Here is a 14,164-nt window from a genome sequence, read left to right as displayed (position 1 = left end):
AGCCGCGATCGGGCATCGAGTTCGCCGTCCCCCCGCCCGCGCCGGCTGAGCCCGAGACAACCCCGAGCCACGACCCACTCTCGGGCCCACCCGGTCGAGCTCGGGCCGTCGACGAGCTGCGTGACCCCGGTCGCGCGCCGCCGAGCGGCAACTGGCTGGTGGTCTCGGGCGCCTACGCGCTGCCCTTGGCCGCCCTGGGCGGCGGCTACTACATCTGGAAGCTGCGCAACGACACGCCGCCCGGTGTCGACATCAAGTCAGAGGTCACCTCGATTGCGATCGCGGGGGCCGGGGTCGCGGTCTACGGCATCATCGCGCTGAGCGTGGGTGGGTACCGCAACTTCCAGCTCCAGCGCTGGGCTCGGCGCCACCGGGTCGTCGCGCTGCCGCAGGGCGACGGCCTGCTGATGGGCGGGTCCTTGGCGCTGTTCTCTGCGGTCCCCTTAATCCCGCTCGGGTTGTCGCTGCTCAACAGCTCGAACGCGCTGGGCGTGACGATGCTCGCCACGACCATCGCCGCGTCGGCAATTGGCGGTCCGATCATGCTTGGGATCGGCGGCAGGCGGCTGCGGCACTACCACGACGGTGGCGGCTGGCGACGGCGCGCGCCCAGCTTTGTCGGCCGAGGAACGGGGCTGTCGATCCCCGCGATTCAGCCGTCGATCCTGCCCGCGGCCCGGGGTGTGACCGTCGGCGTGGCCGGTCAGTTTTGATGCCGCCATCCGCCAACCCCGCCGCCCGGCGCCCGGCGAGCGCGAGTCGACGAGACGTGAGCCCACGCATCCCCGGATATCGCGCACGGTCGTCCGGACGCCGATCAGGCAGGCATCTGGGCGCTGGGCAATGGCTGCGGCGGGCATATACGGCTACCCTCCGCGCTCCATGAGCCCGGACAAGCCCCAGCCCACGGAGCCCTCGCGAACTAGCCGCCTGCTCGTCGTCGCGATCGTGTTCGCCGTCGCGATTGGCTTGGACCTGTGGTCCAAGGCGTGGGCGTGGGAGCACCTCAAGGACGGTCCGCCCGTCGAGGTGATCGAGCAGTTCTTCTACCTCAAGTTCGGCTTCAACACCGGCTCCGCGTTCAGCTTCTTGCGCGACGAGTCGTGGGCCCGCTACTTCTTCATCACCGTCACGTTCCTGGCGCTCGGCTACATGGGCTGGCTGGCCTGGAAGATGCCGACCTCGCGTCTCTACGGGTTTGTCGCGGTCGGGCTGATCGCCGCGGGCGCGGCTGGCAATCTGCATGACCGCTTCGTGCGGATCATGCCCGTGTGGATGGACGGCAAGTTCGTCGAGCGCCACGGTGTCATCGACTTCTTGCAGTTCTACTACCCGTGGAAGCCAGACAGCTACTGGCCGATCTTCAACGTCGCCGACACGGCGTTGGTGTGCGGCGTGGCGTTGCTGCTGATCTTCTTGCAGTTCCATGGCGCCGAGGGCGAGCTTGCGCCCAGTAAAGACGGCGAGTCGGCGAAGGCGGAGCAGGACGCCACGGTCGCCGTCGATGAGGATGAGGACGAGGCTGAGGACGAGGACGAGGACGTGATCGAGGCTAGCGGCGACGCCGAGATCCCCGCGCCATCGCCCGCGTAGCGACTCGCAGGGGGCGGGGTCGTCCGTTCGTTGCTCACCGATATCGTTCGAGTGGCGCGTCAACGTGACCCAGGCGGGGACGTTCGCCAACACGCTCGCGCCCGATCCACGCGGTCTCGCTCGATGGCCCAGGCTGCCGCATCGCCTGAGGGCTGGTGAACCGCGCGTGCTCATCGCTCGAGCTTCGGGCCCGGGTTGGGCTCGGCGGGCTCGGGTTGCGTGGGCACGACCAACTTGCAGCTGTTGGTGTGGACCGTCCAGGTCGAGGGGCCGTGGCTGCGGTACTGGAGCAGGCACATCTGCTGGTCTCGCAGCTCGCGGACAAACACGATCTCGGGCGGACCGGCGGGGCCCGAGAGGCTGACCACCGCGACGAGCTCGCTGGGGGCCTCGAGCTCGAGCCCGGCCGGCGCCTCTGTCGGCAACAGCGCTGCCTCGGGGTTGGCGGGCTCGATGACCACGACATCGGTCGGGATGCTCGCCGGTCGACCCGGCTCGGGCGCGCGACCGATCCGTGGATCTGCGCGGGTCTCGAGCCGGATCCGCGCGGGCGCGAATTCACCGTCGCGGGCGTCGATCCGCTCGTAGCCGACGATCACCGCCTCGGCCCGCGGTCCGCCGTCGAGCGGCAAGAGCGTGGCCCAATAGGTGCATTGCGTATAGTAGAGCAGTTCGGCGAGGGCGACGCTGGGCCCCGCCCCGGGTGTGTTGATCAGCGGCGCGAGATCGGCGTTGACGAAGTCGACGGGCCCCGGGAACGCGACGAAGCTGTCGACCGCCTCGCAGGGCGCGACCGGCAGCGCGTCAGTCGTGGCGCCCGCGCGCTGGTAGGAGTCGACGATCTTGTCGACGACCTCGACCACGCCCTCGAAGCCGCGCTGTGAGGCGTCGTGACAGCTGATCTTGCGGACGCCCTCGGCCGTGGCGTAAAGCCGCTCTAGGAACGAGTCACCCATGACCACGTAGCGCAGCCGCGCTGTCTCGATCCCGCGAAGCGTCGCCTTGGTGACCTTGGCCTCGCCATCGCTCAGGCCCTCGAGTTCCTCGCGAGCGATCTTCACTGCGCTGTCGATGTCGGTCTGGATTGCAGGCAGCGCCTCGCTCAGCGAGCAGCTGTGACCCGAGGCCTGCTCCGGCGTGCCCGGGGCCACGGCCATCAGCGTGTCGCCCTCGCGGACCACGACCCAGTCGGGCGGCGCGAACAACAAGCCCGCGTCGCTGCGAATCGCCTGCCAGTCGCTCGGGATGCCTTCGGGCGGTGTGAGACCCGACTCGGCCGCCGCGCGCTCGGCCTCGCCCGCGGTCCCGAGATAGACGCAGGCACGGGCGTAGGCTGCATCGGCTGCGCGGGGCTCGGTCACGCCGCACAGGTCGGGCTTGGCGAGCTCCGGCTCGACCTCGGCTTCGCCCCCCTCGTCGCTCGCTACGGGCTGCTCCCGTGCGTCGTCGTCGTCCGCGGGCGTCGGCGCCTTGGCTTCGACCTTGGGCTTGGTCTTGGCTTCGGCGGGCGGACTGGGCTCGGTGCAGGCGAGCGCGACGCAAGCGAGCGCAACGAACGACTCGAGGGTGTGGCGAGGCAACACCGCGCCATCCTACACTCGCGCCCGCCCCGGCGACGCTTCAATGGATGCTGGAGAGCACGGCATTCCCCGGCGCGAGCGAGGGCTCGTGAGTCGCCGGCGAGCTGAGCCGTTTCGACACGCGGCGTGTCGGCTCGACACGCCGCGGGGGCCCCAGCGCCCCGTTCGAGCGCGAGCGCCTGGCACGGCGCCTGCACTTTCTTCGCTCATGACCGACGACATCTTCTCCCGAATTCGCGAGGACCACGACAAGCACCGAACCCTCGCCCGTATCATCGAGCGGACCTCCGGCGACTCGCGGGGGCGCAACGAATTGTTCCCCAAGCTCGCCGATGACGTCCGCGCCCACGCGCGCGCCGAGGAGCGGGTATTTTACTCCGAGCTGCTCGCGGCGACGCAGAGCCGCGACCTCGCGGGTCACTCCGTCAAGGAGCACCACGAGATCGAGGCGATCATCGAGGAGCTACTCGACAAGGACTACTCGAGCACGGGCTGGCTGGCTCGCTTCAAGACCCTCACCGACAAGCTGCGCCACCACATGCTCGAGGAGGAGAAGAACATCTTTCCGCTCGCGGGTCGGGTGCTGTCCGAGGCGCGCAAGCGCGAGATGGTCATCGAGTTCGACGCCGCGAAGCAGACCGAGGCACGCAAGGTCGCCTGAGTGACGCTCGCCCCTCTACGCGTGTGGCAGAGGCCGTGATCGTGGCACCAGCGCTCGTCGCCAGAGCTGAGCCTCACCGCGCCTGCGCGGCGGGGTGCAGCTGCATCACCCGCGGTGCCCAGTTTGCGAAGGACACGTTGGCGCGAAGCGTGGGCGAGATGCCGTCGATCGGCGTGGGCGAATGACCGTCATCGAGGCCCGCCGCCCGGGCGAGCCCCCTCGAGCCAGAAGGTCGGCATGACGCCCATGCCCTTGATCTCAATCTCGCCGCGCGGGCTGACCTCAAAGCGATCGCGCAGCACGTCGGCCATCTCCGATGAGATGTGGATGCGCCCGGGCTCACCGTGCGACTCCATCCGAGCCGCGGTGTTCACCGCATCGCCCCAGATGTCGTACGCAAATTTGCTCTTCCCGATCACCCCCGCGACCGCGACGCCGCGGTGCATGCCGATCCGAAGCGACAGCGCTTCGCCGGTGTTGGCGGCGTAGTCGCGGCTCGACGCCCGAATCGCGAGGGCGAGCTCCGCGAGCCGCTGCGCGTGATCTTCGAGGGCCTCGGGCACGCCGGCCGCGACCATGTACGCGTCGCCGATCGTCTTGATCTTCTCGAGACCCCGCTGCTCCACGAGATCGTCAAAGTCAGCAAAGACCTCGTCGAGCATTCGGACCAGCGCCTCGGGTGACTTCTTCTGGGCCAGCGAGGTGAACCCCACGATGTCGCAAAACAGAATTGAGACGTCGTCGAAGGAGTCGGCGACGACTTGGCCCTCGCGCAGCCGTTCGACGATCGAGGGTGGCAGGATGCTGTTGAGGAGCTTCTCGGCGCGCAGGGCCGCTCGGGCAAGATCGGCCTCCACCAGCTCTGCGCCGTGACGAAAGTAGTAGACGAAGATCCACGGGACGCAGAACGCAATGAGTAGGTTGATGAGCTGAAGAACATTGGCCACGGGCTCCGGGAAGGGGTTGGGCGGTGAAGGATCATGCAGGAAGAACAAGGCCACGAACGCGAGCACCGGTATGGACGCGAGAGCGAACCGCCGCGCTGTTGGCACCTGCGGGAGCATGAGCGGGAGCGCACCGACCAACGGGAGATACAGCTGAAAACCCGGCTCCCAGCCCGTGAAGTGCACGGCCAGGATCTGGTGGACGATCACCTCGCCGATCGCTATGAACAGACCCAGGCCGACTCGCCGCTGACGAATGAGGACCAGCACCACCACGAAGATGGCGATGCTCAGGAAGTTGAACACGACCATCGGCCAGATCGCGAAGGCCGCGAACAGCGTGAGCAGCCCGACGTGGTTGAACAGGGCGATGAGTCCAGCGGCCTGATAGGGGAGCTCCGTGCGTGGGGAGAGCTCCGGCTTCAAGAACACAGCGCGGACTTGCGGGCGTGCCACAACCGGATGGTAGTCGGAAACCGGCGGCTGAGATCGCGGCTGGCGACCTTGGCGTGGGCGAGCTCGTCGACGCCACCGCCGGCGATCGGCCGGGCGCGATCGTGTGTGTAGTTGTCGTTCACGCGCAGCGTCGCCTTGGCGTTGAGCCCGCGAGCGTGGTGCGAGACTCGGCCATGCTCATCCCGCCGATCGTCGGGCCCGCGACCCCCAGCGTCTCGATCGGCACGACCATGACCAGGCGGGAGAGGTCGGACGGCGGCTCGACGACCGGGGGAGGCAGCCGATACGCAGGCAGGGGGAGCTTGGGCGGGAGCGCGACTCCGGACTCGAACGAGGCCCCCGCGAGCGGAGCGGCGTCGATCGGCAGGTCGAGCAGCCTGGTCGATGTGCCGGTCAACCCTGCCGTCGACGCGCCACTGCAGGCCGAGGTCAGCAGCGTGGCGAGCGTGGTTGTGCGCATGATCGCGCACAGCCTCCCGTGCATCGATCGCGTCAACGCAACCACGGGTGCGCCCCTGGCTTTCAGGCGGCTCGCGCGAACGTTGGTGCGTCGAGGCGATTCGCTAGAGGCTTCGCCTGGGCTCGGCGTTGATTGCTGGTAGCAGGCGATTCCGACGACAGCCCGTGTGGCGCTGACAGCTCGCTCAGCCCAGCTCGCCGTTCTTCGCTTTTTGCAGCCACATCCGCGCCTCTTTCTCGATGATCTCGAGCGCCTTGCCACGGAACGGTCGAAACAGCAGGGGCACGTCGAGCTCGAGCTCGAGCTTCTTGGGCTTGACCGTCATTACCCCCGACAGCCGCTTGCCCAGCACCGTGAAGTTCAGCTCGACCCGCGACTCGTTGGCCCACCTGTACTCGTACTCGTACTCGGCAAATCGTTCTTTGTAGGCGACCGCGGCCTTGTCGGCGGCGAGCTTGGCGAGGGCGAAGTCGAGGTCGTGGGGGATGTCGTGTGTCACGGGGCCGACAGTCTAGGCGTCTGGATCCGTGGTCGCAAACGCCGGTGGACGGCACTGGCCCGCGCGACTGTCGAGCTCAGGGTGCGAACATGGCTGCGCTGTAGGACGGCTCAGCTAATGTTGCCGTCGTCGTCGTCCACGCTGACCTCTTCGGTCTGGTTGGCGAGCGCGTCGATGAACCCCTTCGTGTACGTGAACGCGCTCCACACCGAGAGCACCGCCGAGACATACAAGAGCAGCAGTCCGATGTCGTGGAAGCGCAGCCACCCACCCCACGGCGCGCGGTACGGGAAGTAGATCAGCACGCAGGCGATCCCGATCACCTGAAAGCTGGTCTTGGCCTTGCCCCCGGCGCCCGCGGTGATCTCGATGCCCTCGTTGATAGCGATGGTGCGCAGCCCGGAGATGTAAAATTCGCGGCCCAGCAAGACCGCGATCAGCCACGGTGGCACCCGGCCTTCGGCGCAGAGGTAGACCAGCAGCGCCATGACCATGATCTTGTCGGCCAGGGGATCGGCGAACTTGCCAAAGAAGGTCACCAGGCCCCGCCGACGCGCGAGCCAGCCATCGAGCACGTCGAGGCCGCCGGCGATCAGGAACAGCGCCATCGCGAGCACGCCCTTGAACGGATCGGTCTTGTCGACCAGCATCAAGATCGGCGGGATCATCAAGATCCGCCCGATCGTGATCATGTTGGGCAGGTTGAGGATCTCGCGCTTGAACCCCTCGAGCCGGGGCCGCCGTCGGGTTCGACCCGACTTGCGCCCGGCCCCACGCCCCGACCCCGGCACGCGCCCCGACCCGTCGTCAGTCTCGGCGCCGCTCAATCGGGCTCCCTCGTCCCACGACCCGAGCCGGCTGCGCGCGCGGGCTCGACGACCTCGACCAGGTCCGAGTCGCTCAGCTCGAGCGTGGTTTCGTGCCGGCCCGAGCCACTCGCGCGTCCGCCTGGCAACGCCACGAACACCGCGCCCTCGCCCTCACAGCGCAAGAACGGGCTGCGACGCTCGGCGGCGGGGACGACATTGCCGACCCACCCGACGAACCCGCTCGCGTGCACGCGATGCGGTCGCTCGGGCGAGACCTTGACGGCGACCAGCTCACCCGAGACCCGCAGCGCGACCATGCCCTCGCCGGCCACGCGGACCAGCGAGATGCCCCTGGTGTCACGCGAGCCCGGCAGCATGCCGACGTCCCACATCAAGGTGGCATCGAGCGCCCACAGCAGGGGCTCGACAAAGAAGCACAGGTCACGCTCGAGCCGGAGCGGATAGAAGCGCTCGTTCTCGCGAGAGATGATCAGGTAGCCCTCGCCCTCGAGCGAGGCCAGGCGCCGAAACACGTCGGGTACCGCGCGACCCTGCATCCGCCGATTGAGCGGGCGGATCTCCAGATTCTCGCTGCAGACCAGCAGCGAGTCGGTGCGGGTCATGGTCTCGCCGGTCACGTTGACGAGCAGGTGGCCATCTCGCGTGAGGGAGAGTGTGTCGGTACCGGGCTCCGGGGTCAGCAGGCGGCTGAACGCGAAGCTGGTCACGCCCGGGATGTCGGTGGTCGCCACTGGGCCAGAAGCTAACCCGCGCGCCAGTGCGTGGGCAACGCGGACGCGTCATGAAGACGCTCACCGTGCGGGGACGCCGTGGGGTGGCCGGTTGGTCATCAGTCGGGATGACGCTCGGTGTCGATTGACGACGCGCCTCGTCTGGATCTTGCTCGAGCGTGGGCATCCCCGTGACGCCTGCGGAGTATAGAATCGGGACGTGGCCGTCGACACGCTACGCATTGAGCGCATCTTGCGAAGCCTGATCGCGGCGGCAGAAGGTAACTACGAGGTCCGCGTTCCGCTCGACGATGTCGAAGACGAGTTTCTCGAGGTTGAAGTCGGCGTCAATTTTTTGCTCGAGGAGCTGGTGCTTCGTCGGACGGAGAACCAGACCCAGCATGAGGCGCTCGTCGCTCGGGGCGAGCAGCTCGCCGTCAAGTCCGCCGCGCTCGTCGCCGCCCTCTCGACCCCGATCATCACGGTCTGGCCTGGCGTCCTGGCGCTGCCGCTGATCGGCCCGATCGATAACGAGCGCGCCAGCAATATTAGCGCCACGCTGCTGGCTCGCGTGAGCTCCGAGCGGGCCACCCACGTGATCTTGGATCTCACTGGCGTCGAGAAGGTCTCGACGGCGACCTTGTCGTCGCTGTTGCGGTTGGTCCGCTCGCTGCGTCTGATCGGCACTGCTTGCCTCATCACCGGAATCAGCGCCGAAGCTGCCCGGCAGATCGTGGGTCTCGGGGTCGACCCCACCCAGTTCAAGACGCTGGGTCGAGTCTCCGACGCGCTCGCGTTGGTGCTCTCCGAGAAACAATCAAAGCGCCCCAGCGGTGCGGCCCATCCGAACTATCGCGCTGACCCGAGCTGAAGACTCTCGCTGCCATGCCATTTGTATTTTCAGACGCGACCACCCCGAGCGGAAACCCCTACCTTCGGATCGAAACCTCTGGGCACGTGACCCTCGCGGACGGGCACGCGTTCGCGGCACTGATCGCCCCTGGCGCGCCCCACCATCGGGGACTGGTGCTCTCGCAGGTCGCCAAGGGCACCGAGTACTCGCCCGACGTCCGCCGGTACTTTCCGACCCTCAACGAACACTTCGCGGCCCTCGCCGTCGTCGTGACCAGCCCGATCGTTCGCGCGGCGATCAACCTGATGTTGCGATTCACTCGCTCGGGCGACGCGGTGCTTCGCATGTTCACGAGCGAGCGCGAGGCCCTGGCCTGGCTGGAGAGCCACGGCCAGGCGCGGCGCTCAGCTTGAGCTCCGCCGCCGCGCGGGCTCACAGCTTGCGGGCGGCGTACACGACCCCAAGGCACATCTCGTCGTAGGTGCCGTCGCCCCAGCCGATCGTCTCGGGCTGCTTGGGCCGACCGTTCACCATTGGCTGGTTGGCCTCGGTGTTGTCGTACCAGCAGTCGAGCTGCATCGTGTCGCCGGCCCCAAAGCTGCGCGGCTGCTGGAACATGTAGTCGCCCTGCCAATTGAAGTCCCAGTCGTCGACCTGAAGCAGGCAGTCCTCGCCGCCCTCGCTGGGCAAGATCGAGAGCTTCGCGTGGGTCCCGATCAGGTGCATGTGCAGGGCGCTGCGCCAGATGTCGATCTCTTCGTTCGGGCCGACCCCGAGCACGCCGAGCGTGAACTGAAACAGCTCGCCGTTGCGCGGCAGCGTGGCCGAGTGATGCACGTTGGGATCACCGGCCGGGATCGTCATGGGCGCGATGCCAAACGGCCAGCGGTAGTCGGTGACCGGCACGAAGGTGCCGGGCCGCTCGACCGCGTCGGTGATCTGGAACCCAAGCGTGGTCTGATCGGGACCGAGATCCTGTCCAATCGTGCTGTAGTGAACCTGCACGATCAGCCAGGAGCCCGGCTTGACTTCGATTCCCGTGCCCTCGGGAGCCCGCCAGGCGTCCATGCCGGGCACCCAGTCGCCGAGCCAGCGCGCGGTCCAGTCGAGCTTGCCGGGCCCACCGAAGCACTCGTAGCCCGGACCGGGCTCGGCGGCGTCGAGGTCGTGATAGAACTCGGCCTCATCCTCGTCGGCGACGAAGCTGATCACGTGGTGCACCAGCTCGAGCTGATCGGGGTATACGACCTGGCCCGTCACAAACACCGGCTCGGTCAGCTCCTCGGGCCACGGCACCATGAAGCAGCGATAGTCATCGGGCGTCGCGCTGGGCGTGTAGACCTCCGGGATCGTGAGCATGAAGTCCGGCACGAACGGCTCGGGCGGCGTCGGATCCGGAGGCGCATCGGCGATGTCACCCTCGGGGTAGCCCGCGTCGATCCACGCCAGCAACAGCTCGCGGGCTTCGACGGGCAGGCTGCGATCTTCCTCGAAGCTGTTGCAGTCGGGGTTGGGCGGCCACGGGGGCATGGTCAGATCCCCGATCGAGGGCGGCAAGATCGGCGCGAGCTCCTGGACCTGCGCCCAGGTCTCCAGCGCGAACGGGCCGATGCCCCCCGCGAGGTGACACGTGACGCAGTACTGGTCGAGGATCGGCTTGGCGTCCTTCCAGTAGGTGAGCGCCGCGACCGGGTCGCCGTCGCCGTCGCCTGTTGTCGAGTCGCTGGTGGTCGAGTCGCTGGTGGTCGAGTCGCCGTCGCCGGTCGTGTCGGGGTCGGCGACTTCGTTGCCCTGACCGTCGCCGCCACACCCACTGAGCGAGACGAGCGAGAGACCCATCGCCAGGCCGCACCAAGTAGAGAGCTGCGCGATCTTGGTCAACATCTGGCAAGCCATGATGCCTGATACCAAGAAACGATGGTCACAGGCCAGTCTGGACGCGCCCCGTTCGGGCGGCTCTGACTCACAGGATGTTGCGCGCTGGCCCGCGGCGGAGCTCTCCGCCGCCGAGCTGAGCCTGCCGCTCGTACGCGTAGTAGCGCCGCAGCACGCCCTTCACGTAGGCCCGCGTCTCCACATAGGGCGGCACCCCATCGTATTTCACCACCGCCCCGGCCCCCGCGTTATACCCAGCCGCGACCAGCACCATGTCGCCGTTGAAGCGGTTGGCCAGCAGGCGCAGCAGCTTGCAGCCGCCATAGATGTTCTGACGCGGATCAAACGGCTGCGGGACCCCGAGGAACTTCGCGGTCCCCGGCATCAGCTGCATCAGGCCCATCGCCCCCGCCCGGCTCACGGCGTTGGGGTTGTAGCGGCTCTCGGTGTGGATGACCGCGCGCACGAACGACTCCGGCAGCTGATAGCGCCGCGCCGCGCCGCGGATGTACGCGTCGTAGCGATGCGCCTTCTCGCTGTCGAGCGCGAGGTTGGTCGACCCGGCGCTGCCCGGCCCGCGCGAGATCTCGGCGAGGTTGGTCCGGTTGGCCGCGATGCTCTTGTAGAGCTTCCAGTCGCCATTCTTGCCGCGCGGACGGTTGGTGATGTGGAGGACCCCGTCCTCGTCCGTGTACTTGAAATAGTTGTTGCTGTTGGGATTCGGCTTGCCCGCGTCGACGGAGGCCGGGCTCGCGAGCAGCGCAGCGACAGCCAAGCCGACGCTCACCCTCACCGCGCGCCAGCGCCGGCCAACCACCCGCGAGCGCGCAGCAGCCGGACCACCACTAGGCCTGGAGGAGCTTTCCGCGCACATCCCCGCCAGTCTAACAGCACCGCCGCCGGTCACCGAACAAACAGCGCTACTCCAGACTGGGACAAAGCGATACCCTCGCCGCGTCTGTGCGGCCACCCCCGCCCAGCGACCGGTTTCCTCCCGAGACACCTGCCCGTGTCGAACGCGCCCCACGTCCATCACACCGACACCTTGGTGCTCGGCAGCGGCCTCGCGGGCTTGTACTTCGCGCTGCAGGTCGCCGATCGCCGCACCGTCACGATCCTCACCAAGCACCGGCGAGAGTCGTCGAACACTCGGTGGGCGCAGGGTGGAATCTCTGCGGTGTTCTCGCCCGACGACAGCCTCGATGCCCACGTCGCCGACACCCTGGCGGTCGGCGCGGGGCTGTGCCGCGAGGCCATGGTCCGCCGCGCGGTCGAGCTCGGCCCGGGGATCGTGCTGGGGCTGTCCGAGCAATTTGGTGTCCAGTTCGATCGTGCGGGCAGCGACGACGGGTCGCCGTTCGAGCTCGGCCGTGAGGGCGGCCACTCCAACCGCCGCGTCGTCCACCACCGCGACATGACCGGCGCCGAGATCGAGCGCGCGCTGATCGAGGCGGTCGAGCGTCACCCCAACATCCAGATCCTCGAGCATCACGACGTCATCGATCTGCTCAGCTTCGCCAAGCTCGACGGGGGACCGCGGGATCGCGGCTGCTTTGGCTGCTATGCGCTCGACATCGTCAACGATCGGGTGCTCGCGTTCGTCTCGCCGGTGACCGTGCTCGCGACCGGCGGCGCGGGCAAGGTCTACCGCTACACCTCGAACCCCCACATCGCGACTGGCGACGGGATCGCCATGGCGTACCGGATCGGCGCCGAGGTTGGCAACCTCGAGTTCATGCAGTTCCACCCGACGATCCTGTTTCACCCCGACGCCAAGAGCTTCCTGATCTCGGAGGCGCTGCGGGGTGAAGGCGGGATCCTGCGCACGATCGGTGGCCAGGATCTGATGCAGTCCCGCCACCCGATGGGCAGCCTGGCCCCGCGCGACGTGGTCGCCCGAGAGATCGACGCCGAGCTCAAGCGCAGCGGGGCCAACAACGTGCTGCTCGACATGACGCACCTCGATCCCGACTTCGTCGTCGATCGGTTCCCCGCGATCCATGCCCGCTGCACCGCGCTGGGCATCGACATGCGCAAGGCCCCGATCCCGGTGGTCCCCGCCGCGCACTACACCTGCGGCGGCGTGGTCGTGGATCCGTGGGGGCGCACGTCGATTCCGGGGCTCATGGCGATCGGTGAGGTTGCGATGAGCGGCATGCACGGCGCCTGTCGGCTCGCCAGCAACTCGCTGCTGGAGGCCGTGGTGCTGGCCAAGGGCGCGGCCGAGGTCTGCGAGGAATTCAGCGTCGCGCCGCCGACCAAGGTCGAGGTGTGGAACGAGGGGGACGCCGCCGACTCGCACGAGGCCGTGATGGTCACCGCCAACTGGGAGGAGGTCCGCGCGCTGATGTGGAACTACGTCGGCATCGTGCGCTCGGACAAGCGCCTGGACCGCGCGCGGCGACGGCTCGAGACCCTGCACCAGGAGATCCGCGAGTACTACTGGCACTACCGGCTCACGCGCGACGTGCTCGAGCTGCGCTCGATCGCCCTCGTTGGCTACCTCATGGTCGAGAGCGCCTCGCGGCGGCGAGAGAGTCGAGGCTTGCACTACACTCTCGACTACCCGCAGACCGACCCCGACCAGGCTCGGGAGACGATCTTCACTCGCCAAGACGGACCATGAACCTGCTCATCCGCTACGCCCGCTTCGCTCGCCCGGCACACTCGCTGGGGGACCGTTCTCGATCAGGTTGGGGGTTGGTCTGCGTGGGGGTGTGCGCTGGCGTGATGATGGGTTGTGCCGCGGGGGCGAAGCGGAGTCCGGAGGGGCTGCGGGACGCGTATGCGGCTGCGCTGCGCGCGGATGATCCCGAGGCTGCGTTTGCGCTGCTTGCACCGGATGTTCAGGCTCGGACGGACCCTGCGGAATTTCGGGCGCGCTGGGATCGCAGCAAGGCGCAGCATGAGGCGGCGCTCGAGGCTCTGCAGGGGATCGATGCGGACCGGGAGACGCCTGTGTTGACGGGGACGACGACCCATGAGGGGGGGGTGCTGCTGCACTGGACGCACACCAGCGTGGGGTTTTTGGTGGTTGATGGGTTGCCGGGGATTCCGGATACGTCGACGCCGGCTGCGACGGCGCGGGCGTTGATCGCTGCGCTGCGGTCGGTGTCTGGGGTGCAGCTGGAGCGGGTGTTGGCTACGGAGTTGCTGGAGCAGCTTGGGGAGGACTGGACGGCTCGGGCGGATGCGATCGAGACTGCGCTGGAGGAGCCTGGGGCGGTTAGTTACTCGGCGGATAATGCTCGGGCGGTGCTTCGGTATCCTAGTGGGGCGATTACGTTTGAGCAGACGTCGCAGGGGTGGCGGGTTTCTGAGATTCGGTGATCAACACCGGACTTCAACACCGGACTTGGAGTCTTCGGTTCGGTGATCAACACCGGACTTGGAGTCTTCGGTTTGATCTTTTGATCAACACCGGACTTGGTGATCAACACCGGACTTGGAGATCCGGTTTCAACACCGGACTTGGAGTCTTCGGTTTGATCTTTTCAACACCGGACTTGGAGTCTTCGGTTTGATCTTTTGATCAGGAACTCAGAAACCAAGCAGAGAGTCTGCAAACGAACCACTCGCGGGCCGAGAAGCCTGCGTGGCCATTTCCCAAGCCCAGAAGCAAGCCAGCGCCGCCCGCCGAGCCAAGAACCGAGCTCACGGGCAATCACGCTCACATGCGCGAGTTCGCGCGCGGCCGATCCAT

The 14,164-nt window shown here is 67.6% G+C and carries 16 protein-coding genes; 7 read left to right on the top strand and 9 right to left on the bottom strand.

The window, feature by feature from the left end; all coding sequences use genetic code 11:
* Together ENSA7_RS44705 and lspA are read left to right on the top strand one after the other, a co-directional pair.
* A partial coding sequence (locus tag ENSA7_RS44705; RefSeq protein WP_181234550.1) for a hypothetical protein occupies window positions 1-713 on the top strand: 713 nt, incomplete at its 5' end.
* Between the two features lie 169 nt (window positions 714-882).
* Window positions 883-1,593, top strand: a complete 711-nt coding sequence (lspA, locus tag ENSA7_RS39160) for a signal peptidase II (RefSeq protein ID WP_181234549.1) — start codon at window positions 883-885, stop codon at window positions 1,591-1,593.
* A gap of 170 nt (window positions 1,594-1,763) precedes the next feature.
* On the opposite strand, the gene ENSA7_RS39155 is transcribed toward lspA, so the two are convergent.
* Window positions 1,764-3,176: a hypothetical protein gene (locus tag ENSA7_RS39155; RefSeq protein WP_106094556.1), complete on the bottom strand. Its 1,413-nt coding sequence runs from the start codon at window positions 3,174-3,176 to the stop codon at window positions 1,764-1,766.
* A gap of 205 nt (window positions 3,177-3,381) precedes the next feature.
* Between ENSA7_RS39155 and ENSA7_RS39150 the strand changes: the two genes are divergently transcribed.
* On the top strand, window positions 3,382-3,834 hold the full coding sequence (locus tag ENSA7_RS39150; protein WP_106094555.1) for a hemerythrin domain-containing protein: 453 nt from the start codon (window positions 3,382-3,384) through the stop codon (window positions 3,832-3,834).
* A 188-nt stretch (window positions 3,835-4,022) separates the two neighbouring features.
* Here the strand turns inward: ENSA7_RS39150 and ENSA7_RS39145 are convergent, their stop codons facing one another.
* The 6 genes from ENSA7_RS39145 to ENSA7_RS39125 form a co-directional block, all read right to left on the bottom strand.
* Window positions 4,023-5,234, bottom strand: a complete 1,212-nt coding sequence (locus ENSA7_RS39145) for an adenylate/guanylate cyclase domain-containing protein (protein ID WP_146158664.1) — start codon at window positions 5,232-5,234, stop codon at window positions 4,023-4,025.
* Window positions 5,201-5,356, bottom strand: coding sequence for a hypothetical protein (locus tag ENSA7_RS44700; protein WP_181234548.1), 156 nt, complete (start codon window positions 5,354-5,356; stop codon window positions 5,201-5,203). Before ENSA7_RS44700 ends, ENSA7_RS39145 begins: the two co-directional genes overlap by 34 nt.
* Complete coding sequence (locus ENSA7_RS39140; RefSeq protein ID WP_106094553.1) at window positions 5,353-5,694, bottom strand: hypothetical protein; 342 nt, start codon at window positions 5,692-5,694, stop codon at window positions 5,353-5,355. The genes ENSA7_RS44700 and ENSA7_RS39140 overlap by 4 nt, the downstream gene beginning before the upstream one ends.
* Window positions 5,695-5,878: 184 nt before the next feature.
* The gene (locus tag ENSA7_RS39135) at window positions 5,879-6,193 is read right to left on the bottom strand and encodes a polyhydroxyalkanoic acid system family protein (protein ID WP_106094552.1); all 315 of its coding nucleotides are present in this window, start codon (window positions 6,191-6,193) and stop codon (window positions 5,879-5,881) included.
* Window positions 6,194-6,303: 110 nt separating this feature from the next.
* A complete protein-coding gene (gene pgsA / locus ENSA7_RS39130) occupies window positions 6,304-7,020 on the bottom strand; it encodes a CDP-diacylglycerol--glycerol-3-phosphate 3-phosphatidyltransferase (RefSeq protein ID WP_106094551.1) in 717 nt (238 codons plus the stop codon).
* The gene (locus tag ENSA7_RS39125) at window positions 7,017-7,754 is read right to left on the bottom strand and encodes a hypothetical protein (protein ID WP_106094550.1); all 738 of its coding nucleotides are present in this window, start codon (window positions 7,752-7,754) and stop codon (window positions 7,017-7,019) included. Before ENSA7_RS39125 ends, pgsA begins: the two co-directional genes overlap by 4 nt.
* 199 nt (window positions 7,755-7,953) lie before the next feature.
* Here ENSA7_RS39125 and ENSA7_RS39120 point away from each other — a divergent pair, with 199 nt between their 5' ends.
* Both ENSA7_RS39120 and ENSA7_RS39115 read left to right on the top strand, forming a co-directional pair.
* Window positions 7,954-8,604 (top strand): STAS domain-containing protein, encoded by a 651-nt coding sequence (locus tag ENSA7_RS39120; RefSeq protein ID WP_106094549.1) that lies wholly within the window; start codon window positions 7,954-7,956, stop codon window positions 8,602-8,604.
* 14 nt (window positions 8,605-8,618) lie between these two features.
* Window positions 8,619-8,999 (top strand): SpoIIAA family protein, encoded by a 381-nt coding sequence (locus tag ENSA7_RS39115; protein WP_146158663.1) that lies wholly within the window; start codon window positions 8,619-8,621, stop codon window positions 8,997-8,999.
* Window positions 9,000-9,018: 19 nt separating this feature from the next.
* Here ENSA7_RS39115 and ENSA7_RS39110 read toward each other — a convergent pair whose 3' ends face one another.
* Together ENSA7_RS39110 and ENSA7_RS39105 are read right to left on the bottom strand one after the other, a co-directional pair.
* Window positions 9,019-10,470, bottom strand: coding sequence for a monooxygenase (locus tag ENSA7_RS39110; protein WP_181234547.1), 1,452 nt, complete (start codon window positions 10,468-10,470; stop codon window positions 9,019-9,021).
* A gap of 79 nt (window positions 10,471-10,549) precedes the next feature.
* On the bottom strand, window positions 10,550-11,236 hold the full coding sequence (locus ENSA7_RS39105) for a lytic transglycosylase domain-containing protein (RefSeq protein WP_244924058.1): 687 nt from the start codon (window positions 11,234-11,236) through the stop codon (window positions 10,550-10,552).
* A 234-nt stretch (window positions 11,237-11,470) separates the two neighbouring features.
* Here ENSA7_RS39105 and nadB point away from each other — a divergent pair, with 234 nt between their 5' ends.
* Window positions 11,471-13,087 (top strand): L-aspartate oxidase, encoded by a 1,617-nt coding sequence (nadB, locus tag ENSA7_RS39100; RefSeq protein WP_106094545.1) that lies wholly within the window; start codon window positions 11,471-11,473, stop codon window positions 13,085-13,087.
* On the top strand, window positions 13,084-13,791 hold the full coding sequence (locus tag ENSA7_RS39095; protein WP_146158662.1) for a hypothetical protein: 708 nt from the start codon (window positions 13,084-13,086) through the stop codon (window positions 13,789-13,791). The genes nadB and ENSA7_RS39095 overlap by 4 nt, the downstream gene beginning before the upstream one ends.
* Window positions 13,792-14,164 lie beyond the last annotated feature (373 nt).

The sequence above is a fragment of the Enhygromyxa salina genome (assembly GCF_002994635.1).
Classification (GTDB): Bacteria; Myxococcota_A; Polyangia; order Nannocystales; family Nannocystaceae; genus Plesiocystis; species Plesiocystis salina_B.
Note: the sequence above shows the minus strand (reverse complement) of the source record. Positions and strands in the feature narration are given on the sequence as shown.

Excerpts from the sequence above, each read along its gene's own strand:
- ENSA7_RS39115 (WP_146158663.1), top strand. The coding sequence starts at position 8,619 with ATGCCATTTGTATTTTCAGACGCGACCACCCCGAGCGGAAACCCCTAC.
- ENSA7_RS39150 (WP_106094555.1), top strand. The coding sequence starts at position 3,382 with ATGACCGACGACATCTTCTCCCGAATTCGCGAGGACCACGACAAGCAC.
- ENSA7_RS39140 (WP_106094553.1), bottom strand. The coding sequence starts at position 5,694 with ATGCGCACAACCACGCTCGCCACGCTGCTGACCTCGGCCTGCAGTGGC.
- lspA (WP_181234549.1), top strand. The coding sequence starts at position 883 with ATGAGCCCGGACAAGCCCCAGCCCACGGAGCCCTCGCGAACTAGCCGC.
- ENSA7_RS39110 (WP_181234547.1), bottom strand. The coding sequence starts at position 10,470 with ATGTTGACCAAGATCGCGCAGCTCTCTACTTGGTGCGGCCTGGCGATG.
- ENSA7_RS39095 (WP_146158662.1), top strand. The coding sequence starts at position 13,084 with ATGAACCTGCTCATCCGCTACGCCCGCTTCGCTCGCCCGGCACACTCG.